General features: G+C 59.2%; 19 protein-coding genes. 7 read left to right on the forward strand and 12 right to left on the reverse strand.

The features are described 5' to 3' along the window. The first annotated feature begins 8 nt into the window (after nucleotides 1–8). Nucleotides 9–920, forward strand: a complete 912-nt coding sequence (locus AC58NV_RS05700) for a LysR substrate-binding domain-containing protein (protein WP_497226248.1) — start codon at nucleotides 9–11, stop codon at nucleotides 918–920. Here AC58NV_RS05700 and AC58NV_RS05705 read toward each other — a convergent pair. The 7 genes from AC58NV_RS05705 to AC58NV_RS05735 form a co-directional block, all read right to left on the reverse strand. After that, nucleotides 913–1,419, reverse strand: a complete 507-nt coding sequence (locus AC58NV_RS05705) for a DUF2165 domain-containing protein (protein ID WP_497226249.1) — start codon at nucleotides 1,417–1,419, stop codon at nucleotides 913–915. The genes AC58NV_RS05700 and AC58NV_RS05705 overlap by 8 nt on opposite strands. A 61-nt stretch (nucleotides 1,420–1,480) precedes the next feature. After that, nucleotides 1,481–3,145: an ABC transporter substrate-binding protein gene (locus AC58NV_RS05710; RefSeq protein WP_497226250.1), complete on the reverse strand. Its 1,665-nt coding sequence runs from the start codon at nucleotides 3,143–3,145 to the stop codon at nucleotides 1,481–1,483. Nucleotides 3,146–3,237: 92 nt separating this feature from the next. After that, nucleotides 3,238–4,122, reverse strand: coding sequence for a TauD/TfdA dioxygenase family protein (locus AC58NV_RS05715; protein WP_497226251.1), 885 nt, complete (start codon nucleotides 4,120–4,122; stop codon nucleotides 3,238–3,240). An 11-nt stretch (nucleotides 4,123–4,133) separates the two neighbouring features. Then, nucleotides 4,134–5,543 carry an FAD-binding oxidoreductase gene (locus AC58NV_RS05720; RefSeq protein ID WP_497226252.1) on the reverse strand — a complete coding sequence of 470 codons (1,410 nt, stop codon included), beginning with the start codon at nucleotides 5,541–5,543 and terminating at the stop codon, nucleotides 4,134–4,136. Continuing rightward, complete coding sequence (locus AC58NV_RS05725) at nucleotides 5,540–6,781, reverse strand: amidohydrolase family protein (RefSeq protein ID WP_497226253.1); 1,242 nt, start codon at nucleotides 6,779–6,781, stop codon at nucleotides 5,540–5,542. Before AC58NV_RS05725 ends, AC58NV_RS05720 begins: the two co-directional genes overlap by 4 nt. Continuing rightward, nucleotides 6,778–7,569: a creatininase family protein gene (locus AC58NV_RS05730; RefSeq protein WP_497226254.1), complete on the reverse strand. Its 792-nt coding sequence runs from the start codon at nucleotides 7,567–7,569 to the stop codon at nucleotides 6,778–6,780. Before AC58NV_RS05730 ends, AC58NV_RS05725 begins: the two co-directional genes overlap by 4 nt. Then, nucleotides 7,566–8,261, reverse strand: a complete 696-nt coding sequence (locus AC58NV_RS05735) for a glutamine amidotransferase-related protein (protein WP_497226255.1) — start codon at nucleotides 8,259–8,261, stop codon at nucleotides 7,566–7,568. Before AC58NV_RS05735 ends, AC58NV_RS05730 begins: the two co-directional genes overlap by 4 nt. Before the next feature lie 128 nt (nucleotides 8,262–8,389). Between AC58NV_RS05735 and AC58NV_RS05740 the strand changes: the two genes are divergently transcribed. Beyond that, nucleotides 8,390–8,776 (forward strand): RidA family protein, encoded by a 387-nt coding sequence (locus tag AC58NV_RS05740; RefSeq protein WP_497226256.1) that lies wholly within the window; start codon nucleotides 8,390–8,392, stop codon nucleotides 8,774–8,776. Nucleotides 8,777–9,722: 946 nt separating this feature from the next. Continuing rightward, nucleotides 9,723–11,327: an ATP-binding protein gene (locus AC58NV_RS05745; RefSeq protein WP_497226257.1), complete on the forward strand. Its 1,605-nt coding sequence runs from the start codon at nucleotides 9,723–9,725 to the stop codon at nucleotides 11,325–11,327. A gap of 266 nt (nucleotides 11,328–11,593) precedes the next feature. Here the strand turns inward: AC58NV_RS05745 and AC58NV_RS05750 are convergent, their stop codons facing one another. From AC58NV_RS05750 to AC58NV_RS05765, 4 genes are all read right to left on the reverse strand, one after another. Then, nucleotides 11,594–13,231: a N,N-dimethylformamidase beta subunit family domain-containing protein gene (locus AC58NV_RS05750; RefSeq protein ID WP_497226258.1), complete on the reverse strand. Its 1,638-nt coding sequence runs from the start codon at nucleotides 13,229–13,231 to the stop codon at nucleotides 11,594–11,596. A gap of 532 nt (nucleotides 13,232–13,763) precedes the next feature. Further along, nucleotides 13,764–14,843 carry a quaternary amine ABC transporter ATP-binding protein gene (locus AC58NV_RS05755; RefSeq protein WP_497226259.1) on the reverse strand — a complete coding sequence of 360 codons (1,080 nt, stop codon included), beginning with the start codon at nucleotides 14,841–14,843 and terminating at the stop codon, nucleotides 13,764–13,766. Between the two features lie 5 nt (nucleotides 14,844–14,848). Continuing rightward, nucleotides 14,849–15,880 (reverse strand): ABC transporter permease, encoded by a 1,032-nt coding sequence (locus tag AC58NV_RS05760; RefSeq protein ID WP_497226260.1) that lies wholly within the window; start codon nucleotides 15,878–15,880, stop codon nucleotides 14,849–14,851. Between the two features lie 78 nt (nucleotides 15,881–15,958). Further along, on the reverse strand, nucleotides 15,959–16,921 hold the full coding sequence (locus AC58NV_RS05765; protein WP_497226261.1) for an ABC transporter substrate-binding protein: 963 nt from the start codon (nucleotides 16,919–16,921) through the stop codon (nucleotides 15,959–15,961). A 174-nt stretch (nucleotides 16,922–17,095) separates the two neighbouring features. On the opposite strand from AC58NV_RS05765, the gene AC58NV_RS05770 reads away from it, so the two are divergent. Then, nucleotides 17,096–18,070: a LysR family transcriptional regulator gene (locus AC58NV_RS05770; protein WP_497226262.1), complete on the forward strand. Its 975-nt coding sequence runs from the start codon at nucleotides 17,096–17,098 to the stop codon at nucleotides 18,068–18,070. Nucleotides 18,071–18,078: 8 nt separating this feature from the next. On the opposite strand, the gene AC58NV_RS05775 is transcribed toward AC58NV_RS05770, so the two are convergent. Further along, complete coding sequence (locus AC58NV_RS05775) at nucleotides 18,079–19,602, reverse strand: trimethylamine methyltransferase family protein (RefSeq protein ID WP_497226263.1); 1,524 nt, start codon at nucleotides 19,600–19,602, stop codon at nucleotides 18,079–18,081. A gap of 191 nt (nucleotides 19,603–19,793) precedes the next feature. Between AC58NV_RS05775 and AC58NV_RS05780 the strand changes: the two genes are divergently transcribed. From AC58NV_RS05780 to cuyA, 3 genes are read left to right on the forward strand one after another with little or no spacing between them, the layout of a single operon-like run. Further along, nucleotides 19,794–22,229 carry a GcvT family protein gene (locus AC58NV_RS05780; protein ID WP_497226264.1) on the forward strand — a complete coding sequence of 812 codons (2,436 nt, stop codon included), beginning with the start codon at nucleotides 19,794–19,796 and terminating at the stop codon, nucleotides 22,227–22,229. A gap of 7 nt (nucleotides 22,230–22,236) precedes the next feature. Next, on the forward strand, nucleotides 22,237–23,322 hold the full coding sequence (locus tag AC58NV_RS05785; protein WP_497226265.1) for a GlxA family transcriptional regulator: 1,086 nt from the start codon (nucleotides 22,237–22,239) through the stop codon (nucleotides 23,320–23,322). Further along, on the forward strand, nucleotides 23,231–24,244 hold the full coding sequence (gene cuyA / locus AC58NV_RS05790; protein ID WP_497226266.1) for a D-cysteate sulfo-lyase: 1,014 nt from the start codon (nucleotides 23,231–23,233) through the stop codon (nucleotides 24,242–24,244). Before AC58NV_RS05785 ends, cuyA begins: the two co-directional genes overlap by 92 nt. Nucleotides 24,245–24,256: the final 12 nt, after the last annotated feature.

The raw sequence follows: 24,256 nt of genomic DNA on the forward strand, positions 1-24,256 counted from the left end.
TTAGCAAAATGCCTCATCTGATCACCTTCGAGGCCGCCTGCCGAAATGCTAACTTTACGAGAGCAGCCGAAGAACTGGGTGTCACCCGGGTCTCGGTCAGCCGTCAGATTGCCGAACTGGAAGAAAGGCTTGGGGTGACTCTGTTCTACCGGCATCACCGCAAGGTGACGCTGACCCAGGCCGGGCGGGCGCTGGAGGCCGAAGTGTCCCCGGCGCTGCATCAGATCGCATCCGCGCTGCAGAACGTCTCGGCACGGACGAGCGAATCCCGGCTGACGGTCACCACCACATCCGCCTTTGCCACCTACTGGCTGATGCCGCGGCTGGTCGGGTTCAGCAACCTGCACCCGGAAATCGAGCTGAACCTGGTTGTCACCGACCGCAAGCTTGATCTTGAGGCGGAAGACGTGGATGTTGCCATCCGCTACTCGAAAACGCCGCCGCCCTGGGAAAAGGTCACCGCCCTGCTGCAGGAGCGTGTTTTTCCCGTTGTCAGCCCGCAATACCAGGCGCGGACAGCGCTTGCCCGGCCCGAAGACCTGCTGAAAGAAAACCTGCTGCACCTTTCGGGGATCTACCGCCCCGGCGCGCGCTGGCCGAACTGGTTCAGGCATAACAACGTCACGCCGCCGCCGGAATCCAGCGGCGTGGTGATGAACACCTATATCAACATGCTGCAGGCTGCCATCGCCGGGCACGGCGTCGCGCTGGCGGGCAACCCGCTGGTCGATCCCTACCTGCAGGACGGTTCGCTGCACAAGCTGGACGGGTTCCTGGAAATCGAGCGCGACCATTTCTACCTGATCGACACCACCGTAGAACAAGAGAACGCACAGTTGTTCTGCGATTGGATACGGGAGCAAGCGCTTCACGTTTCCGGATCAGCGCCAGCAGAGCAGCCAAGTTCTGAAATTACATAACGACTACGGCGCCGCCGACCAGCAGCACGGCATTGAGCATGCCCCACAGCGTCATCTGGAAATGCGTGTTCTGCCCACCTTCGTGCCCGAACCAGTAGCAAAACCAGTTCCCGACGATCAGAAACCCGCACCAGGTCGCGGTAAACATCAAGGTTCCAGCCAGCCCCAGGGAAATGGCCGTGTCCTGTGCCAGCCGTCCGGCGGCGGACATGGCAAGCGCGGCTGATCCGGCCCAAAGCGCTGCAGTGGCCGCGATTTCCCAAACGACAATGCACCGGAACAGGCCCCGGCGCAGCCTGCTGCTGGTGACCCGGCGATAAGCGACAAAGCGGTAGGCTTCCGGGTATTCCTCCCGCATGCGGGTCATGTCCATGACCTCGGCGGTGTAGGTTTCATTCAGAAAGGGGTGCAGGAGGTTTTCCAGCGCGCCGATTGTCAGCCAGGCAGCCATGAAGGCGACGCTGACGGCCTGCGCGGCCAGTACAGTGGTTTCCAGCAATGCTCTGCTCTCCGCTGCTGATTGCCCGCCGGATCCGGCCGGCGGGCAGAGTGTTCAAAGGTCAGGTTTCCCAGTACATGTACTGGGGGTACAGCTCGTTGGAGATGTGGATAGCAGCCCCCTTCAAGTTGTTCTTGGAGTGGTTGTAAAGCGACCGCCAGTAGGGCTGAATGATGACACCTTCATCCACCATGATCTGTTCGAGCTTGGCCATGATCGCGCTGCGGGCCGCCGGGTCTGGTGTCGCCAGCGCCTGTTCGACCAGCGCGTCGAACTCGGCATTGGCAAAACCGGTCTCGTTCCAGCCCTGTCCGCTCCGGTAGGCCAGCGCCAGGGTCTGGATGCCCAGCGGGCGGTGGTTCCAGTTGGTGACCGAAAACGGGTATTTCGCCCAATTGTTCCAGAAGGTGGACGTCGGATACACCGTACGCTTGACCTTGATGCCCGCATCGCGCAGCTGCGCGGCAATTGCATCACCAGTAGCTTTCCAGAACGCGGAATCGAGCGAGACCAGTTCATGCTCGAAGTCCGCCATGCCAGCCTCTTCCAGCAGTTTCATGGCACCTTCGGGGTCACGCACCGGCGCGCCGATATCTGCATAGTCGGGATGCACCGGCGACACATGGTGGTTCTCCGCCGCACGGCCTTGGCCGCCATAGGCGATTTCCAGCACCACCGCGTTGTCCACCGCCATTGCCAGCGCCCGGCGCACCCGCGCATCGGCATAAATGGCCGTGCCATCCACCTCGGTGGTCTGGTTGCAGCGGGCCAGAACCGTGGCCGCAGTGGTGACTTCATGCTTGGTCCAGCCGTCCAGCGAGTCGTAGGACGCCATATAGTCGCCTTCGGTGTCGTAGTTAACGTCGTATTCATCGGCGTCAGCACCGGCGAAGAACGCCGCCGGGTCAGCGCCAAAGTCGATGAACTCGACCCGGTCCATGTAGGCGCCGTTGCCGGCGTTCCACCATGTGTGGTCCGGGTTGCGCACCAGCGCGGCGCTGTCTCCGACACTGTAGAATTCCGGCAGATAAGGGCCGGTTCCGATCGGGCTGTCCAGCATCGTGGCCTCGTCAAATGAAGGATGCACAATGGCGGCAGGGTAGTCCGCAAAGCTCGCGATCAGCGAGATATCCGGCTTTGGCAGTTTCAGCCGCACCGTGTGGCTGCCTGTCACTTCAACTGTGCCAAGCATCAGTTGTTTTGTTTCCGGGTCGATGATCACCTGCAGCTTGCCCGCCATGGCATTTCCCTCGACGGTGCCGTCACAAAAGCGTGCGATGTTGGCAGCGACATCCTCGGCAGTAAAGGGATCGCCGTTGTTCCAGGTCACACCCTCGCGCACATGGAGCACGTATTCGGTGGCATCATCGCTGATCTCCCAGCTTTCCAGCAGGACCGGGGTAAAAGTGCCGTCCGAATTGTACTGGACGAGGTATTCCAGCCAGCCGCGGGTGAAGGTTGCAAGGGAGTTGAAGTCGAACTTGCGCGGGTCGCGCATCGCCACGAGTTGCTGCTGGATGCGGACGGTGCCCCCTATCTTCGCGTTGGCTGCGGCCTGTGCGGGCGCAGTCATGCCCATCATCGCATAGGCGGTTGCGGCGGTTGCACCAAAGGAGCACGCCGTTGCCAGGAATTCCCGGCGGCTGACAGGATCAGCTCCGAGGCGGCGGGCCTGCTGTGTAAGTGGATCCGGCAGCGGTTTTCCTGTGCTGGTAAAATAGGTCATTGGTTCCCTCTCTGTAGTGCCGTGAGGCTGGCCGATAGTGCTCTGTGGCGCAGTTTTGCGCTGGCCGGGAACTCGCCCGTCCAGCGCGAGGCTTAGGCAGGCATGCGGATGCTGCCGATGCCGTCGTTCTCTGTCACCGACGCGCAGATGCTGGACAGGGTGCGTGGCTGTTCGTAGGGCCAGGGCGTGCCGCGGTGCAGCACCGCGCGCTGATCCCAAATCAGCACATCGCCTACAGCCCACTGATGAGAATAGGTAAATTCCGGCTGCGTGCAGAACGCCATCAGTTCATCCAGAAGCGCTTGGCTTTCTTCCTCGTTATAGCCGTCGACCTTGAAGGCATGGCTGGCGATATAAAGCGCCTCTCGCCCATTGACCGGGTTCGGCCAGACTGCGTTCCAATGCTGGTCGGGCCATTTGTTGAACATCGGCAATTCAGCCAGCTCAGGAGAGATCTTTCGCCGGGAATGGCTGTAGCGGTGCCAGATACCGCGGCCGCGGATCTTTGCCTTCAGCGCCTCCGGCATCGCCGCCCAGGCGGCGCGGGTGCTGGCCAGTTCCGTGGCGCCGCCTTCGCTGGTGACAACCCGGCCGATCAGGATGTTGGTCAGCGCGGGCGTGGGCAGGAAAGTGCTGTCCGAATGCCACAAAAAGTTGGACTTGAGGTTCAGCGTGTGCAGATCCATTTCGCCCGACGTGGAACCGTCTTTCTGCACGTTGGAGACCTCGGGCACCTCGAATTTCTCGCCTGGTTTCCGTTCATCCGCCTTGCGGTCCTCGATCGGGCCAAAGAGCTGCGCCAGCGCCATATGCTCTGCGTTGTTTATGTGCTGTGACCGGAACAGCAGCGCTGAATGTTCTTCGAACAGCGCGCGCAGTTCAGCGAAATTCTGCCCGGCGCTGACGTCGGAGAGGTTCATACCGCTTACTTCGACACCAAAGTTCGGCGTCAGCGGTTTTGTCTGAATGGTAGTCATTTGGGGTCTCCTTAGCCCTTTGCCTTTGCTTCGATTTCCTCAGCGGAGAGGTGTTTTACATCCTCCCAGGCCCGTGACTTGCCAGGGTTCAGCAGTCCCTTGGGGTCCATGCGTTTTTTCCACGCGAGGTGCCGGTAGTCGGCGTTCTTCAGCCCGCCGCCCTCGACGAAATAGGTATGCGCGTCCGCCACGCTGTGTCCGTGCTGCTCGTAGATGCTGTTGATCTCGCGCAACCGCACCTCGTCCGAGAACCAGATGATTGGCAGATCAAAGGCGGCGATCCTGCCGTCCAGCCGGGCAAACTCATGGTGCTGCCAGACGTCATCACCCAAAGCCGCGCCCGCGGCGGCAACCGCATCCGCGTCCGACGGATCCGGCACCCCGATCTGCTGATACGTGGCCGAGCGGTCCGCCTTCAGCACCTGCAGGGTCGTATGGTTATACGCGAACTCAAAAACATGCGGCAGCTTTGCAGCCTGCCGCTCGGCATCACTCATCGCCAGATCCAGATGGCCGCCCTGCGCCGTGATCAGCGCGCGGCAAGCCTCCATGTCCTCCGCCGGAACCAGCGAGACCAGCAGGTGCCTGCCCTCCCGCAGGTGCCCTTTGAGGCGCGGGAAGTAGTCAACGATCCGCGCCTCGACTGTGCTGGCCAGCTTGCAGCCGATGTCCGGCGCAGCCGCCAGCGCATAGCCCGCGGCATAGCAGTCTCGGTAGCTGTCGAAGGTGGCCATGCAGCCGACCCAGTTGCGGTGGGGCACCGTGCGCAGGGTGACTTCGGTGATTACGCCGTTCAGCCCCCAGGCGTGGTGGATCTGCAGCGCCGCTTCGGCGTCAAAAGCATGCTCCTGCGGCTCTGCTTCCAGCGACAGCGCCTTGAGCTGGATGATATTGCCCTTTTCCCGCAGGGCGCCGTTGGCGATCGACCCGATCCCGGCCGATCCGCCGGCCACAAAGCCGCCGATAGTGGCAATGTCCTGGGTCGAAGGGAACATCGCCATTTCCCAGCCCTGCTCAATCAGAGCAGCGTTCACATCGGCCATCAGCGCCCCGGCTTCGGCCCGCACATAGCCCTCGCCGATCTCGAGGATGCGGTTCATCTTCGTGGTCTCGATGATCAGCCCGCCCTTCAGCGGCACCGCCTGACCATAATTGCCGGTGCCGCCGCCGCGCAGGGTGACCGGAACATCCGCCTCAAAGGCGCGCTGCAGGCAGTGGCGCATTTCATCCGGGGTCTTGGGCACCGCAACCAGATCGCCAAAGCACTTCTTCAGCTGTGCATTCAGAACCGGGCTGTACCAGAAAAAGTCGCGCGAGCGTTTCTTCACAAGCACCGGCTCGTCAATCACCTCCACCGGCGACAGGCTGTCGGCAAATGCGGCCCAATCGGTGCGGGGGTGTTCCAACGGCATCTCTGTCATTGTTGTTCTCCTTGCAAGGCCTCGGCCAGAGGTTGCGGGGCAGCACGGCTGCCCAGAATGTCCGTGACCGAGAGAGCGTCGAACAGCTGCAGATCCCCGATTGCAGCCCCGTCGACGGTTACGGGCGCAAGGCCAAGCGCCTTGCGGGCGCCGGTGGTGATCATCGGAAGATGGCTGCCAAAAGGCGGGTCCAGATGCGCGGCCAGTGCCGCCAGCGAAAGGGTCGCCAGCGGATTGTGGCTGCCCAACGGGCAAAATGCGTCACGCACGTTGTCGGTGCCCAGCACCACATTGACCCCGGCGGCCTGCAATTCATGGATGCGGGTCAACCCGCGGCGGTCCGGGGTGCCTGCGCTGCGCCCTTGCAGGTACAGGTTGGTGGCGGGCAGTGCTGCCACCGAAATCCCCGCACGGGCCAGCTTCTCCGCGATACGCTGCACGTCTTCATCGGTGTGATTCATCAGGCTGCAGGCATGACCGCACAGAACCGGGCCCAGGAAACCGGTTTCCAGCGCCGCATCGGCGATCATTTCCAATCCGTCGAGACCGGGCGCAAGACCCTCGTCGACGTGAAAATCCAGCGCAAGGCCGGCTTCCTCCGCGGCACGGAAGGTGTTGAGAATTCCAGCCTGCCGCTCAGGCTGGCCCAGCACGAAAGTTCCAAGCACGCCACCGCCCTGTGCCACCCGGCGGGCACAGGCACGGGCATAGCTTATGTCGGCCATCATGTCGGCACCGGTCAGCGCAGCGCGCTGAAGGATCAGCCCTGCGGGTGCCTCTTCTGCCAGCTCCCGCAGGATGTCCCAGGCTAATGGTGCTGCCGCCGGGTCCGGGCTGGTAGCCCAATCGACGTGCGTGCGCACTGTGGCACAGCCTGCCGACAGCAGCTCCTGCAGCCCGCGACCCGCCCGTCGGCGGATGTCTTCGGCTGTCCATATCCTGCGGTCCTGCGCCTGTGCGGGGATTGCATCACCCAGCCCGCCGCCGATCCCCTGCATCCGGTCAATGGTGTGGCATTTGTCGAGATGCACATGCGGCTCGGTGAATTTGGGCAGCACCAGCCGAGAGGGCTGTGCAGTGGCCGGCTCAAGCGCCACTGCCCGCCCCTCCCGCAGCACAAGGTCGCCCGCCAGGCAATCGCTGTACAACTGCCCGCCGAACCGGTTTGCCGCAGCGATCAGTGCAGCCGGGACAAGCACACCGGGCAGGCGCGCATCTGCAGGAAGGGTATCCCTCATGAGCCGTTCCTGTGATCAAAGCGGGCAATTTCCGCAAGAAACAGCGCGAAGTTGCGTCCGGCTGAGGCCAGCATCGCCTCCCCCTTTGCCGCGGTGGCCGCGGAGGCATCGCCGCACACCCCCTCGGGGTTCAGATCGCCGGCAATCCAGCCCGGTGCAGCGGGTTCACCAGTCAGCCCGATAAAGCGGAAATTCCCGGCCCAGTCCTCCATTGCGGTGCGGAAATTCTTTGCCTTGCCCATGTCCACCAGATCAGGCCGGGCAGCCAGCATGGCTGAGGTCTCACTGTCGCCTGCGTGCAGGTCCACTGCATAGGCGCCGGGCTCGAACAGCCCCTCCGTTTCAGCAAAGCCCGACCATGAGCAAACGGCCACGATCAGATCGTGGCTGATGCGCAATTCACGCGCTGCCACCTGCAGCAGCGCGGTATTGCCGCCATGCCCGTTGAACAGCACCAGCCTGGCAACCCCTGCACGAGCCACCGAGGAACCGATGTCACGCAGCACCGCCAGCAGCGTCTCCGGCGACAGGCTCAGAGACCCGGCAAAGAGGTCGTGCTCATTGCTCTTGGTGATAGTCAGCGCGGGCAGCACCAGAACCGATTGCTCAGGGCTGAGATCCGCCAGCATCAGCCTAACTGCCGCCTGCGTCAGGTCCGTATCGACCGACAGCGGCAGATGCGGTCCATGCTGCTCGGTCGCCCCCAGCGGCAACACCGCCACGCAATCCGCCGGCAAAGCCTGGAAATCAGGCGCCTTCAGCTCAGCCCAATGTCCCTGAACGCTCATGCCGCCTGCCCCAGAAAACTGTCAAGAAACCCGTTGAACCAGCGCGCCTGCTCCGCATCATGAGCCGCCATAAGCCGGTTCTGGGATTGCACGTCCTGAACCCCGGGCCGCCCGTAAACATGCGCCTTGCTGTCCTGCCAGCGGCGGAAGCCGGCCGGTGTCACTTCTGCGTGGAACTGAAAGCCAAAGACGTTTTCTCCATAGCGGAAGGCCTGGTTCGGGTATTCAGAATTTCCGGCAAGCCGGACCGCCCCCGCGGGCAGGTCGAATGTGTGGTAGTGCGCCTGGGTAACAACCAGCGGTGCCTCCAGGAACTGTCCGGCCTCCTCAGCGGGTTCAACCGGGTAATAGCCGAACTCGAAGAATTCCCGCTCCGGCGCCCCCGCCCAAGCGCCAAGATGATAGGCGATCTGCTGGCACCCCTGGCAGATACCGAGCAGCGGGATGCCTTTCTCCAGGCACTGCGCGATCCAGCGGTCTTCCTCCAGCAGGAACGGGTATTTGGCCGTCTCAAAGACGTCGAACAGACCGCCGTAGATCACCGATGCCGTGACCTCGCCCACATCATCGAGGCGGTCGCCCGCAAAAGGTTTCCGGGTCACGGCCTCATAGCCGTTCGCCGCCAGCCAGGTGACCACACGGTCATCGGCAGGCTCATCGCCATGGCGCACTAAAAGGACACGCGGTGCCATATTCCCCCTCCTTCAGAGAATTGGTTTTGCGTGGCCCTGATGTTGATCTGTGCCAGAGAGTGTCTTTAGGCTTGCAAACTCTTTGCCCTCTTGCAAGCCTTTTGAGAGTTCAGAAAAAAGGACATAAAATGAAAGCCTTAAACCCAGCCACTATTCGGCCTCCTTTCGCTGCCTACGCGCATGGCACTGAAATTCCGGCTGGGAAACGGGTCGTTGTGACCTCCGGTCAGCTTGGCATCCGGCCGGATGATTCGATCCCCGAAAGCAGCTATGATCAGGCCTTGATCTGCTTCGAAAACATCCGGGAAATCCTGCGTGAAGGGGACATGGCGCCCTCCGACATCGCCCATATCTCTGCCTATGTCACCAGCCGCGATCACATGGCAGGCTACATGCGCGCGCGGGACGAATTCCTCACCGGCACCGGGCGGGTTCCAAGCTCGACCCTGCTGATCGTTTCCGGATTCACACGCGAAGAGTTCAAGGTCGAAGTGGAGGTCATGGCCGCGAAGTAGGCAGGTTTGCCCGCAGCTCTGGAGTTTGCTGTGGATCGAAGCCCGCTGTGCTGAAGGGACATGCCCGGTGCCAGGCAGGGTCATTTTTACGAGTTAGTCCCGACGGCCTCCGAGGCCTTGCTCCAGGCAAGCTTCCGCTTGATCGAGGAAACGCTGATTCCGGTCGCATCGGCGGCCTTTTAAATACTGCCCGCGCGGGCTACCTAGTCGTGCGGCGTTTCAGCCTCAAAGGCCCGTTCCCTGTCCAACACCGCGTTTACCGGCACCTTGAGCTTATCCAGGACCTCACCCGGTCGCTAAACGCGTCGGAGGTGAAGCGGGAGGCCACGTGAATACATCGAAGACCTGATGGCCGCCATGAAAACGGAAATGGATGCTGGCACGCATAGGCGGCCTCAGTCGAACGACTGCTTCGGTGACACTTGCTGCACCGCAACGGAAAGCGTGCCGCATGAGCAAAGATTTTCAGCGTGAGCATTGGCTGCGTCTGCAAAAGGCGGCTCTGTCCGCCCTCACTGCTAGTCCAAGCCCGACCAAGCGAACGGCCTCTGTCACGGAGATCCGCCATTCACGCTGGGCGCGGTGAACCTGCGGCATGAGCCCATTGCCGCCGCTAGCCAGGTCAGCCCACCTCGCTAGCGCAGCATGTCGTTCGAAGCCCTTTGTGGACGCTCCATTGGCCCATCCACGTTGATCATGCTGCATGGATCGAATTGTCTCATAGCTGACCTTGGCCAAGCATCATGGTGGCAAGCTTCGAATGCTCGCTAAAGCGGAAAGCTATCGTAAAAAAAATCTAATCTGCTCAAGCGTTTCACAAAGCTTAACTGTTTTGGCGTTGAGTACAGGCTGGGCCGCTTGATTGGCGGTACGGCTGAGAGCTTTCTCCGATCCCGAAGGTTCCTTCGTCTTCGGAAGATGTTCTGAAGCAATGGTGAGGACTTCAATGAGCATCCGAAACAAACTCTGCCTGATTCTGTGCCTCTTCCTTCTTCAGATGGCGGTGATTGCAGGAGGGGCGTTTTTTCAGAACAAAACTGACGAAAACTCAATTCAGAAAACCAGGCTGGCACATGAGAGCCTGGATTCCCTGCTTGAGCTTTCAGGAATTACGGTCCGGCAGATGAAGGAGGTTGTCGACTTTCTCCTGTCTGAAGACGGGGAAGATGTACTAGAGCACCATTCCTTTGAAGAACAAGCTGTAGTGCTATTCGCGAACTTGGAGCAGTTGGCCGAAGATGAGGTCCGGCTAAATCATGTCCTCGGCAAAGAAGCGGCCGAACGCAATAGAGCTCGCCTCTCTGAATTGCAGGCGTTGTATTCTGAAATCAGCCAAGAGGTGAGGGCAACGCTCGCGCTCGCTGAAGAAGGCCGTATAGAAGAAGCAATCGAACACCAGGAAGATGTCCTAGAGGAATTGTTTGATGAGCGGTACTTACCGCTGAATAAAGAGCTGACAGAAAGCTGGCACTCAGAAGCGAACCAGGTAGCAGCCAGCGCAAGCCGTGACGCAGCTCTTGCCAGGAACCTAGTAATAGCTGTTTCCGCTCTCCTCACTGTCATCGCCATGTTCATCGCACATCAAATCGTCAGGGGAATTTCTGACCAGATATCGGGTTTGATACATGCAGCTCAGAAAATCGGTGACGGACAGCTGGATACGCGGATCGATGCCAGCAGCCGGAATGAACTCGGAAGATTGGCTTCTGCGCTGAACTCTATGGCTGAGAAACTGCGGGATCATACCGATGCTTTGGCCGAGGCCAGATCAGAAGCCGAAGCAGCGTCCAACGCCAAGGGCGAATTCCTTGCAAACATGAGCCACGAGCTTCGGACCCCAATGAACGGCATTCTGGGCATGACCGAAGTGCTGAACGAGACCGATCTCGACGAAGAGCAGCGCGAACTCACCGGCACTATTTTCAGCTCGTCCAACGCTCTCCTCTTGGTCATCAACGACATTCTAGATTTTTCAAAGATCGAAGCCGGCCAGCTCCGGATCGAGGCTGCACCGTTTGAATTGAGCGGGGTCGTTGAAGATGTTGCAGCGCTATTGTCGCCGCTGGCTCAAGAGAAAGGGCTGGAGATCTATACCGATTTCGAGTTGCCCGCACCGGTGCGGGCAATCGGAGATGCTGGCCGTCTTCGTCAGTGCTTGATCAACCTGGCCGGCAACGCTTTGAAATTCACAGAGGAAGGCCACGTCCGTATTCTTGTCCGTCCAGCTCTTGGTTCGCAGCTCGTAATTGAAGTGCAGGACACAGGCGTTGGGATCCCCGAGGATAAGAAGGAGGCAGTATTTGCGGCCTTTGAACAGGTGGAAAACAGCTATACCCGAACCTTTGATGGCACCGGGCTCGGACTATCGATCACGCAGCGCCTCGTAACGTTGATGGGTGGAACTATCTCGCTGACCTCGCAGCCCGGGAAGGGATCGGTTTTCGCGATGCAGCTTCCGCTCCTGGAGGCGCGGCCAGCCTTTCATTCGGAGCGGTCCAACAATGCACTTCTGAGCGGGCAAACCGTGCCTCAGGCCTCGCTCTCAACATGAGCAGTGCAACGGTAAGCGCCAGGCCTGTATTATCAGCGGTGCTTTGAGCCCGACGCGGACACGACCGTTGCTTCCATTCGACCTTCTTTGCTCCGCTGGGAAGGGCGGCAATTTTGAATTCACCGCGTCCGCGAGAGCTAACCCTAGAAACTACGAAATGAGAATACGGGTCTGCAGTGTTGCCGCCGGAGGCGCACCGGCGAAGAGTGGCAACGGAGTCGGCCGCGGGTCAAGGCTTCGAAAGACTTCTTCGGTTCACCGTCCCTTTATCGGCAGAACCGGTCCAGGACATTGCGGGTTATGACCTCAACCTGATTGTCACGCCGTGCCAGCCCGGCGACCCATTCGCAGGTTCCGGCGCAGAACACTTCGCCTTTGCCCTTTTTCCAGGAGATGATTGCCCCGTTGCCGCGGCTGGACTTGTCCAGCGTTTCCGCCGTCAGTGCGCCATGCACCGCCAGCGCTTTGAATTCGGCATCGGCGGTTCCGATGTAGAGAGTCTCGCCCCAGCGGGTGAAATCCGCCTCAACATTCGTCGCCATGCCCAAAGCAATGATCTCGACCGATCCGGCGGTGCCGTCCCGGCCAGTCGGGTAAGGCAGCCCGTCGTCAAAAGTGAAGTCCACCCCATCCACTTCGTAGCCGAAGATCCGCGATGCCGCGCCCAGCTGGTCGCCGTAGCCAAGCCGCGCGCCGTTCAGCGACCAATGCTCCGGGCGGTAGACCGTGAACCCGCCGCTGCCCTGGCCGACGCAATTTCCGAGACTCGCATAAACACCTTTCAGCCCATTCACGCCAAATGTCTGCGCGCCAGGGCGGTTGACTGGCGGGGCATCCCAGGCGCCAGTCAGCAGGTGTTCCTGATCGCTTCCCATAAGGGGGTCGGCCTCCTTGGCCGTGTATTTGTAGCAGACTTGCGTTTGCGCGTTGTCTTCAAGCCGCGTCTGCCACAAGAAGTTACCGGCGAAGCGCGCAATCCGGCCCCCATTTTCGGTAAAACGCTCGACCCGTTCGCGCATAACCGCTGTCCAATATTCGTCATGGCCAACAACAACCGCACACCGGTGGCCTGCCAGAAGGTCCGGCTCCAGTTCCAGATCATGCTGCGTGACGATTTCGAAGCCGTAACCTTCAGCCTCTGCCCAGCGGGCGAAGTGGCGTTCATAGCTAGCCCAGCCGGCCGAGGCGTATTTTTTCGAATACCCATAGGCATAAGCCCATTCCATATAAGGGTACCGCACCATGCCGCCAGGATCGGTCGGCGTCTCTGTCAAGGCGCGAGGAGCACCTTGGGGCAGTTTGCAGAACCCGCGGGTCCAGGGCCTCTGATTCGACAGTACAGGGGAAAAGGCATTGCGTTCCGGCCCTGTAATCCCTTCATAGGCGCTGGATCCACCCCAGCAGTTATAGGCAAGCCAGGTTCCGGTCGCGCAGATCAGCACCATTGGGGCCGGTTCAGCATTTGCATCCCGCCGGACAAAGATCACGTGGTGTTCTTCGACTGCGTCATCCGCGCGGTCCGCTCGCAGGGTGAGCAGATAGGCGCCAGCCGCCCAGTCATCCGGAATAACAAAGGAATGGCTGATGTCCCAGCCGCAGCCATTGACCGAGCAGTCCTGGGGCGTGTCCTGATGCCGACCCGGCAGGTTTTCCGCCCGCAGCACGGGGACATAATCTGCCCCGTCCCGTCCCACCTCCAAAGACCAGGTTTCGGCAGTAGTCGACACGCGCAAACCCACGGTTTCGCCGGGCCGGAAGCTGTAGCGGCCGGTGTAACCCCAGATCTCCAGCACCCGTTCATCGCGGGCAGGACCGATGTAATAGTGATCCAGAATGTGACGTGCCCGCGCTCGGGTGCGCGGAGTGATAGCGGGGCCTGCCCCTTCCTGTTCCGGTTGGATCACAATTGCCGTCCTTGTTGTTCTGGTCCTTGCTCAGCCGCACCAGCGCTGACAAAGCCCGGAGGCCGTTTGCGCCTGGCGCGCTGTTTTTTTTGCACTCTGCGTGCGAGCACATTATGCGGTTTGGGAAAAGGCCCCGGCAAGATCAGCCGGAACCTAAGATGTTTATTCAGGCGTGCCGGATATCAGGCAAGCCAGCATTTGTGGGGTGCGAGGCCGCTCAGGACCTCCCACTGGCCTTCGGCCTCCCATCCCTGCACTTCATCACGAACGCCTTCCAGGAATTTGTTGAACATCGGGAAAATCAAGCCGCTCTCTTCGTTCTCAAGAGCTCTCGACCCGGTAGATCCTGCGATGGATGAAAGGGCAGCAACGAGCCCTCCTGGAACCTTCGCTGCGCTAGGTGTGAATGACTGGTTGCTAAAGCAGAGGCGGTTCTCCTGGGCGGGCTTGGATTGGCCGTGGCGCGGGAAGAAGCAGTAGTTGCAAGGGTATCATGCAACTGTTTGGGCCAACTCAAAACTGAACGTTCCGGCTACGCTACGCTTGATGCGCTTGCCATACCTTCGACCTCCGGACTGTTTCTGCTGCGGTCATAGGGAACCAAAGCTAGCATCAAATCACGCATTTCGATCTTACCTGCGACCTGCCCCTCTCGGCGGACACTTACCGAGACATCCGCGCGCCCGCCGGCTGTTTTGATGACAGTTTCAAGAGTGTCCTGCCAGTCGACTTCTCCGACAACAACTCCCACCGGAGCCCCCGCAACGGCAATTGTTCCGGCCCGCAGAACACGCGCGCGGTTGATGTCACCAACAAATGCTTCGATATAAGGATCTCCCGGATTCATCACAATCTCTTGCGGAGAGCCTTGCTGTACTACAGCACCGTCCTTGAGGATCACCAGATGGTCGGCAAGCTTCAGCGCTTCATCCAGGTCATGTGTAATGAAGATGATCGTTTTGTGCAGTTCAGTTTGAAGTTCAAGAAGCAGATCCTGCATATCTGTTCGGATCAACGGATCAAGTGCCGAGAATGCTTCGTCCAACAGCATGATATCGGTATCTGCGGTCAGCGCCCGAGCGATGCCCACACGCTGCTGCATCCCGCCTGAAAGCTGATTGGGATAGCGGTTTTCGAACCCGGACAAGCCGACTCGATCAAGCCATTTGCGCGCTTCTGCCTCCCGTCTTTCCCGCTCGACCCCCTGAATACGCAAAGCAGTAGCCGCATTTTCCAGTACAGTCTTGTGTGGCAGTAGGGCGAATTTTTGAAACACCATGGACATGGACGTGCGCCGCTTTCCGCGGAGGCTAACCGGGTCCAGAGCCATGACATCCTGCCCATCCAACAGGATTTCTCCAGCAGTTGGCTCGATCAAGCGGTTCAAGTGCCGAATGAGGGTTGATTTCCCCGACCCTGACAGCCCCATGATGACGGAGATTTCTCCGGCCTGCATGTCGATGCTGATGTCCCGCAGCCCCAGCACATGCTGGTGCCGCTCCAGGAGCTGCGGTTTGCCTAGACCCTGATCCCGGACCAAGGGCAGAACGGCTTTCGGGTTTGCGCCGAATATCTTGTACAAGTTCCGGATCTGAATTTTAGGTGTCGTCATTTGTGTCAATCCGTCTTGTGCGTTGGGTCAATGCGTTGCAGTGCTGCTTTGGAACAGCGGTCCAGCAGCACGGCCAGCAAGACAATACCGAAGCCAGCGACCAGTCCAACGCCCAGTTCCAGGTTGCGAATGCCTCGCAGCACGAGCACACCGAGACCGGGAGCGGATACAAGGGAAGCAATCACCACCATTGCAAGGCTCATCATGATCGTCTGGTTCACCCCGGCCATGATATTGGGCAGGGCAAGTGGGAGCTGCACGCCGTAGAGCTTTTGCCCATCCGTCATCCCGAACGCGTCGGCGGCTTCAATCACATCTCTGTCGACCAGCCGGATGCCCAGATCGGTCAGCCGGATCACGGGAACAATCGCGTAAAGGATGATGGCGATGCCGTAGAGCTTTGGCTCGGTCACGGAAAACAGGAAGATCAGCGGGATCAGGTAGACGAAGCTCGGCAATGTCTGAAGCATGTCGAGGACTGGGAGCATAAACTTCTGCATCCGGTCAGACCGGGACATCATGATGCCTATCGGCACGCCAAACAAAACGCTCAGGCCGGTACAGACAAAAATGATGGATAGGGTTTGCAGTGCGACTTCAAGGTGGTCAATCAATCCGAAAAACAGGAAGACGGAGGCAACAAAGACTGTGATGGCCGTCCTGCGGGTGGCCTGCCAAGTCGCCCAAACCAGCAGCGGAACCAGCACCCACCAAGGCGTGGCGGTGAAGACAAAAAGGGCGCCTTCCAGTAGCCAGGACAGGGGTTGCGTGAGCGGATCCAATACGAACTTGAGACTGTCCTTGATGGCTAGAAATCCCTGCTCAACCCCGGCTGTCATATCGCGGGTTTGCGGGATTGCATCGCAGGCCTCATGCAAAGCATCCAGCGAAGGGAATGGGAGGGCCTCTTTGCTTGCAGCATCGCCGCCGTTGGCCTGTGCCAGCAATTGGGCCATGCTCATGGGCGCATCTGCCGACTCGGCGTCGCACCATTCGCGCAAACCCAAACTGTCAAACAACTCTTCGTAACCTGCCACGCTTTGGCCCTTCTCTTACTTCTCTGCCAGCCCGGCCCGATCCCTCTGCGTTAACGGACCAGGCTGACTTTTATGTCGTTACTTCAGAATTGCCGACAGCTTCTCGCGGGCAGCATCGCTCAACCAGCTTCCCCACTGTTCCTTGTTGTTGGTCAGGAAGTAGACAGCGCCCTCTTCGGCAGAGGCATTGTTGTCTTCCATCCAGGCCAGAACTCCGTTCATCTGGTCATTGGTAAAGGAGATATTCGACATCAACTCAGCGATCTCGGGTTCACGCTGCTGGAAACCGGTTGTAATTGCTGTTTTCACAGCCGCGCTTGGGTAGGCAGAAATGCCCGGTTCTGCACAGTCCTTGGAACTGTTGCAAACATGCGTTTCGGCGTCATGGGCTCCGGTATCAACCAGGACCATCGGATATTTGCCCAGAACCGCTGTTGGGGCCCAATAGAAGCCGAACCAGGGTTTCTCGTCCGCATAGGCCGAGGCAATGGCCGTAGCAAGAGTTTCGCCGGAACCGTGGTCGAAGACTTCGATCCCCTTGCCTTCCATGTCGATGACACGGTTCATGTTGTCATTGACGGTTCGGCAGCCCCAGCCATCAGGGCAATTGTCAAACCGGCGGCCGACGAGATCGGGGTTGGCCAGAATGCCATCCAGGGTTGCCGCTTCGGGGTGCGCATCAACCACATACTGCGGCACCCACCAGCCTTCGACACCGCCATCCGACAGGACGTCAGCCAGTTCAACCAGCTTGCCGTCTGCGACCAGTTCAGCATAAGCCGGGGCGGTATTGACCCACAGCTCGGTCAGGATATCGGGCGTGCCGGTTTCGGCAACCGATGTCAAAGCTGTCGGTGTCGACGAGGGAACAGTTGTGACAGTGCAGCCGTACCCCTGTTCCATCAGGAATTTCGCAACCGAAGTCACCACGTTTGCAGACGCCCAATCCATTTGCGTGATTGTCACGTCCCCACAGCCTTCGGCCCAAGCAGGCGCAGCAAGGCCCATGGCAAACGCGGATGTCAAAAGCATTCTCTTCATTTTTTCCTCCCAAGTTTTGGCCTGGCGCCGCCAGAAGCCCAATCTGCCGTGATTTGCAACGCTCCCACAGCTTCCAGACATGGAGGACAACTATTCGATTGATACGATCATTTATGATCATTACTATCAAAATATAAGATCTGCGTAATGCAGATCTTAAGAAAGAGAGATTACATGCCCCGTCAATCAGCCCCTAAAGATCTCAGCCTCAAGTGGCTGGAGCTCTTTCAGATATGCGCACAGAAAGGTTCGCTTCAGGCGGCATCCGAGGAAACCGGCCTGACCATCAGTACCGTGTCTCATCATCTGCGAAATCTGGAGGATCACCTTGGTGTCGAGTTGTTTAACCACTCCCGCAGGCCGATGGTGTTAACCCCCAAGGGACAGGCTTTTCTACGCAACATTGATGACGCGTTGTACGCTATTCGCAAAGCCAAGGCCGAAGCCTCGGCTGGAAGTATTGCAGACGCAAGTTATCTGAGGGTCGGCACGATTGAGGATTTCGACAGCGATATCATACCGGAACTGGCAGTCTTCCTGTCGAGAAACATGTCGTCCTGCGACTTCATGTACCAAACGGATTCCAGTCACGCGATTATCGAGATGCTGCGTAACCGGCATCTCGATTTGGGGATTACAACCACGCCGGATGAAAAGCTGCGTGACTTGCAGGACCGTCCTTTACTGCGAGATCCGTTTGTTGTCGTCCTTCCGCGCTTCAGTGAGCATTCTCTGGCGGAAATTGTCGAGGGCCGCACCAACCTGCCGTTCTTGCGGTTTTCAAGCAACCTCATCATAGCACGGCAGATTGAATCGCAGATGCGACGTCTGGGATTGACGGCTCCTTCCAATTTCGAATGCAGCAACAACCAGACACTGATGGCCATGGTCGCAGCAGGGGCCGGATGGACCATCACTACCCCCCTGCTGTTTTCACGGGCAAAACGGTTCCAGCAAAAACTGACGATGCACCGCTTCCCAGGCAAGAGTTTTTCACGCACATTGGCCGTTGTCGCGACACCCGATTGCTCCAGATCAGTTCTGGAACTGATTGACAGCAAAATGCGGAGCTTACTTCGCGAGCAGGTTATTTCAGCGCAGATTCAGCAAATGCCATGGCTTTCCGACAGCTTCAAACTGGTAGACTGATGCGGGTGTCAGGACACTAGGATATTGAACCGGGACCGGATCTCCTGCTCCTGCTCTGGTGTAAGATAGGCAGGGTTGTGGCTGCTCAATATCTCACGGGCTTTGATTTTAGCACGCCCCCAGGCATCCTGAGCTCCGTTTTCCACCCATGTGCGCGGTTCATTGCGGTCTGCAAGCGTTGGATAGAAGTAGTCGCGCTCCATCGCGGCATATGTGTGCTGACCGCCTAGAAAATGGCCCTCTCCCAGAACGGCGTTGCAAATGGCCTCGAACCCCAGATTCTCATCCGTCACCTCAATCCCGCGCAGCGCGCGGTAAGTGTTCGAGTGCATTTCGTCATCCAGCACGAAGCCCTCGAAACTTGCCCCCAACAGCGATGCGGTCATGCCGGAGCTTTCATAGATCAGGTTCCCGCCCGCCAGCGCCGCCGCCATCGATGTAATGCCTTTCTCCATGCCGTACTGAGCATCAATGGCCTTGGCGTCAGTCATCGAACAGGCCACCCCTGACGGCAAGCCCAGCCAGTTCGACAGTTGCGCCGAAGCCGCGTTCAGCACTGCCGTCTCGCCGCTGCCCCCGGAAAACGCGCCGGTGCGCAGGTCAATCACCAGCGGCCAGTTGGAGAACACCATGGGATAGCCGGGCTGGATAGCGTGTACCATTAGCAGGCTGCCAAGAGTTTCGGCAAGCGACTGCGCCAGAAAGCCGGCCAATGTGGCAGGTGCGGTCGCCCCCGCCTGCGCGGCGGTGATGCAGGAAATCGGAATGTTGTGCTTGATGCATTCATAGACAACGTCGACCGCATCCTCGCCATAGCGCATCGGCGAGATCATGGGGCTGATATGGGCCTTCATGAAGGGGCGCTTGGAAAACTCTCCCGGTCCGCCTGCCGCGATATCCAGCATTTCGACGATCGGGGCAACATATTCAGCCAGGGTGAAGGATGTTGCGGTCGGCTTGGTTGTGTTATTCAGCAGCGCGAAAACAGTGTTGACGTCCAAGTCGTAGTTGTCGGGCACGTCAGTCGCCACACAGCAACGCGTGAACCAGCTGACATTGGCCAGCGTGTCCTGGAGCCGTGTGAAATCATGAAGGTCTTCCAGCGTAGACGGGCGGTAGATCCCGCTGTCCATATCCAGCGTCTGTACAGCCGCGCCACCGGTGCCGAAGTATACTTTGTTGCCACCGACCTCGATCGAGCGCTCCGGGTCGCGGCCATGCAGGGTAAAGGTCTTGGCAGCCTGATCGATTGCCTCTTCGACCAATGCTGGCGGGAACTGGACCCGTCCTTTGCCATTGTCAATGGCTCCGATGGCCAGCAAATCAGCGTGCAGTCTGTCTGGCACTTCGCCGATGCCGAGTTTTTCGAGCAAGTTGAGCGCAGTATCGAATATGCGCTGCAAATCAGAATCGCTGAGTGGTTTGTATGCTCCGCCAATCTGGCCAGGGGGGCACGGGTCCACTGCAGGCTTTGCCGCTCGCTGTGCCAGACGCTCACGGCGTCCACCTCTTTTTCCACGCTGTCCAGCCATACCAAATCCTTTGAAGCAGGTGTCACAGCTGTGATCCAGGGGCTTTGATGGCGTTTGGTGCAATCCTCACCGCTATTATTTTAAAAAATCGTACTTTGAATTCGATATCCTATGAAAACAGGGCCGTGTGATTGCCCGGAACGGCAATCTGGAGCCGTATCTGTCTCAAACTGTTTCGGAGGCGCTCTTCAATGAAATCCCGCACCAAAGTTGTGGTTATCGGCGGCGGCATCGCCGGCTGCTCCACTCTCTACCACCTTACTCAGGAAGGCTGGAGCGATGTCGTCCTGGTCGAACGCAACGAACTGACCAGCGGCACCACCTGGCATTCGGCGGCACAGGTGACGAACTTCGGCATGAACCAGACCATGGTGGGTCTCAAGACTCATTCGATCAATTTGTATAAAGAACTCTCCGAGAACCCTGAATATCCGATCAACTATCATCATGCCGACGGAGGAATTCGCCTGGCGAATACCGAAGCGCAGATGCAGGGCTACCGCCACTTCGCCTCGATGGCGCGGGGGATGGGGGTCGATTTCGAAGTGATCGATGCCGAAGAATGCGCCCGCCGCCACCCGCTGATTTCGACTACAAACCTGCTGGGCGGGCTTTGGGACCCGCTGGATGGCGACATCGATCCGGCGCAGCTCTGCCAAGCGCTGGCCTATCACGCGCGCAAGGCGGGTGCCGAGGTATACCGCAACACGCCTGTCACCGCACTGACCCAGCACAAGGATGACACCTGGACCGTGCACACCGAACATGGGGACATCGATTGCGACATCGTTGTCAACGCCTGCGGCTACCGCGTGAACGAAGTGGGCGCGATGATGGGTGTTCACCACCCCGTGGCTTCAATGGAGCACCAGTACTTCCTTACCGAGGATATCCCGGGCATTGCTGAAGCCGGTCACCGGATGCCGCTGCTGCGCTGCCCGATCAGCGACTACTACAGCCGGCAGGAAAAAGGCGGGCTGCTGGTCGGTTTCTATGAACAGGACTGCAAAACCTGGGGCATGGACGGCATCGACCCGAATTTTGTGAATGCTTTGTGCCCGGACGACCTGGACCGCGTGATGGACGTGCTGGCCGGCGCCTTCGAAAGAATGCCTGCACTGGAAGAGACCGGCATCCGCTCCATCGTCAACGGCCCGATCACTTATACCATCGACGGCGCGCCGCTCGTGGGGCCGATCCCGGGCAAGCGCAACGCCTTCTGCATTATCGGGTTGCGGGCAGGTCTGGGTGAAGGCGGCGGTCACGGCTGGCTGCTGGCGCAGCAGATCGTGCATGGCGAAGCCTGCTATGACACCTGGTGCATCGACCCGCGCCGGTTCACCGGCCACACCAATGTCGAACTGACCTCGCTCAAGGCGATTGAAGACTACCAGAACGAATTCCGGTTCCACTTCCCGCATGAGCACCGCCCCGCCGGGCGCCCGGCCAAGACAACCCCTCTGACGCCGATCCTTGCCGCCGAGGGGGCCGAGTTCACCGTTGTGAACGGCTGGGAGCGGATGGACTACATCAAGCCGTCTCCTGAGTTCCATCCCACGCTTAGCTTCAACTTCGACGAAGCCTTTGGCATCGTTGCAGATGACGTGAAGAACGTGCAGGAAAATGTCGGCCTGAGCGAAGTCAACGGCTTCAACCGGTTCGAGATCACCGGCGCAGACCGCCACAGCTTCCTTGACCGCATGTTCTGCGGCACTGTCACCAAGCGCGACGGCCGCGTTGGCCTGGGTTATTTGTTGAACCACCACAGTATGGTCAAAGGCGAGGCCACGGTGGCCAACCTGCCTGCCTCGGACCGTGGTCCTGCGCGGGTTTGGTACGGCTCTGCTGCCGCCAGCGAATACCACGACATGGACTGGCTGACCCAGCACATCGGTGAAGACGAGGATGTCCAGATCCGCTCGCTGACCAATGAACAGACCATCCTGGTTCTGGCAGGCCCCAAGGCACGCGATGTGCTTTCGGGCTGCGCCCGCGGAGACTGGTCCAAAGAGGCCTTTCCCTGGCTGTCCGTCCGCGAATGTTTCATCGGGTTTGCGCCCGCCACGGTGATGGGCGTCAGCTTTTCGGGCGAACTGGCCTACGAAATCCACATCCCCAATGCCTCGCTCTATGCTGCCTATCTCGCATTGCGCGAGGCAGGAGAAGCCCATGGCCTCAAACTGTTCGGTGCAAGGGCGGTGGAATCGATGCGCATGGAAAAAGGTTTCCTGCACTGGAAGGCCGACATTCTCACCGAATTCGACCCCTATGAGACCTCGCTGGATCGTTTCGTGAAGATCGACAAGGGCGATTTCATTGGCAAAGGAGCCCTGCTGAAACGTAAGGAAGAGGGCCTTCGCAAAAAACTGGTCACTCTGAAAGTGGACGCAACCCATGCTCCGGCCCATGGCGGTGCCTCATTGATGCATGGCAGCAAGGTCGTGGGTACCGTGACCTCCGGCGACTGGGGGCACCGGGTGGGCATGAATCTGGCCTATGCCTTTGTCGAACCGCAGCTGGCGGGCGAAGGCAACAGGATGCAGCTGGATATGTATGGCGACATGGTAGAGGTCGAAGTCATCGCTCCGTCGCCCTATGATCCCAGCTACGAACTGATGCGCGGTTGATCCAGTCATGAAGGCCGTCCGTGTCACAATCCTGGCAGAGCAAGGCTTTGTCCCGACCGAGCTGGCGTTGGTGGTTGATGTTCTGCGCATCGCCACACGGCTTGGGTCCGGTGTGCGCTTTGAACATCAGGTTTGCACAGCACAGGATGACAAGCTGGTTGAAGGATTGGGGGGCAGCTTGGTGCGTGCCATCCCATTTCAGACCGGCTGCACCGCCCTGCCAGACCATCTTGTGGTCTTGGGTGGGGCGGGCATTCGCTCCGCCTTCCGTCGCCTCAAAGGGCGGTTGACCTTGATGGAGCGCATGGGAGTCGGGCTCACACTGCTGTCCGACGCTGCAGCCGAATGGAAATGCCTGCATCCCGATGCAGATCACATTACCACCCATTGGGAAAACCTGCAGGTGGACAGGGACGCGGGAAGCTCGACCGAGAGCCGTTTGCCCTTGTTTATGCAGAAAGCGCGTGTTGCGACCGGAGGCGGCATGGCGTCAACAGCGGATTTCGTGTTGATGCGGATCGTAGCACCGCATTCGCTGCTCCTGGCCCAATCTGTCGCCCAAGTTCTTTTGATAGGCGACCTTCGTGATGGCGCGGCCAGTCAGCCGCGCAGCGAAAATGATGTGATGTCCCTGCGCCACGGCAAACTCGAACCCATCATCGCCGCCATGGAAAACGCACTCGAGACCCCCCTCTCGATAGCAGAACTGGCGGAAATTGCAGGTTTTTCCGTTCGTCAGATGGAACGCAAGTTCAAAGTTCTAATTGGCCGGAGTCCAGCATCATATTATAGGTTTTTGCGCCTGCGCCGCGCGAAAGCTCTGGTTGAACAGACCGTATTGCCCATTACCGAAATTTCCGTGGCCTGCGGTTTTGGAAGTCCATCGAGTTTCGCAAAAAGATACATCCAGGAATTCGGGATTTCCCCTTCCAAGCGGCGAGTTCAACTGTCCGCAGGCCCGTACCCGCATCAACTTACCTCTGAAAAACAAGGATCATGCCATGCATCTCTCCCGCTTTCCCCGGGTGCACCTCGCTCATTTGTCCACACCGCTGGAGCCCATGAAACGCTTGTCCAAGGAGCTGGGGGTTGATCTCTGGATCAAACGTGACGACTGCACCGGCATGTCGACTGGCGGCAACAAGACCCGCAAGCTTGAATTCCTGATGGCCGAGGCTCTGGAGCAAGGTGCGGATATGGTGATGACGCAAGGTGCGACCCAAACCAATCACGGCCGCCAGACAGCTGCTTTTGCCGCAAAGCTGGGGCTGAAATGCCATATCCTGCTGGAGGACCGGACCGGGTACCGGGACGGCAACTATAACACCAACGGCAACGTGCTGCTGGACCACCTGCATGGCGCCACGACCGAAAAGTTCCCCGGAGGCCACGACATGCCCGCCGAGATGGAACGCGCAGCCGAGAAAATGCGTGCCAAGGGCCATAAAGTCTATGTTATTCCTGGCGGCGGGTCCAACCCGACCGGTGCTCTCGGCTACGTGAATTGCGCGTTTGAGCTGCTGTCCCAAGCCAATGATGCCGGATTGAAAATCGACCGGGTCGTGCATGCGACCGGATCGTCTGGCACCCAGGCAGGGCTTGTAACCGGCATGTGTGCCATGAACAGCCAAATCCCCGTGCTGGGCATCGGAACACGGGCGCCCCAGCCGAAACAGGAACAAATGGTCTATGACCTCGCCTGCAAGACCGCTGAAAAACTGGGTTGCCCAGGCGTAGTCAAGCGCGAAGACGTGATGGCCAACACCGACTACGTCGGTGAGGGTTATGGCCTGCCAACCGACAGCGGCATCGAAGCAATTCGAATGTTTGCCGAGCTTGAGGGCATCCTGCTTGACCCCTGCTATTCTGCCAAGGGTGCGGCCGGGCTGATCGATCTGGCCCGCAAGGGGGTGTTCAAGGACGAGCGTGTGGTGTTCCTTCATACCGGCGGCGCGGCAGCTCTGGGCGGGTATGACTTCGCCTTTGATCACGCAAACCGTTGGGTCAACCTGTAGTCATGGGGGACA

The sequence above is a fragment of the Leisingera sp. ANG49 genome (genome assembly GCF_059694505.1).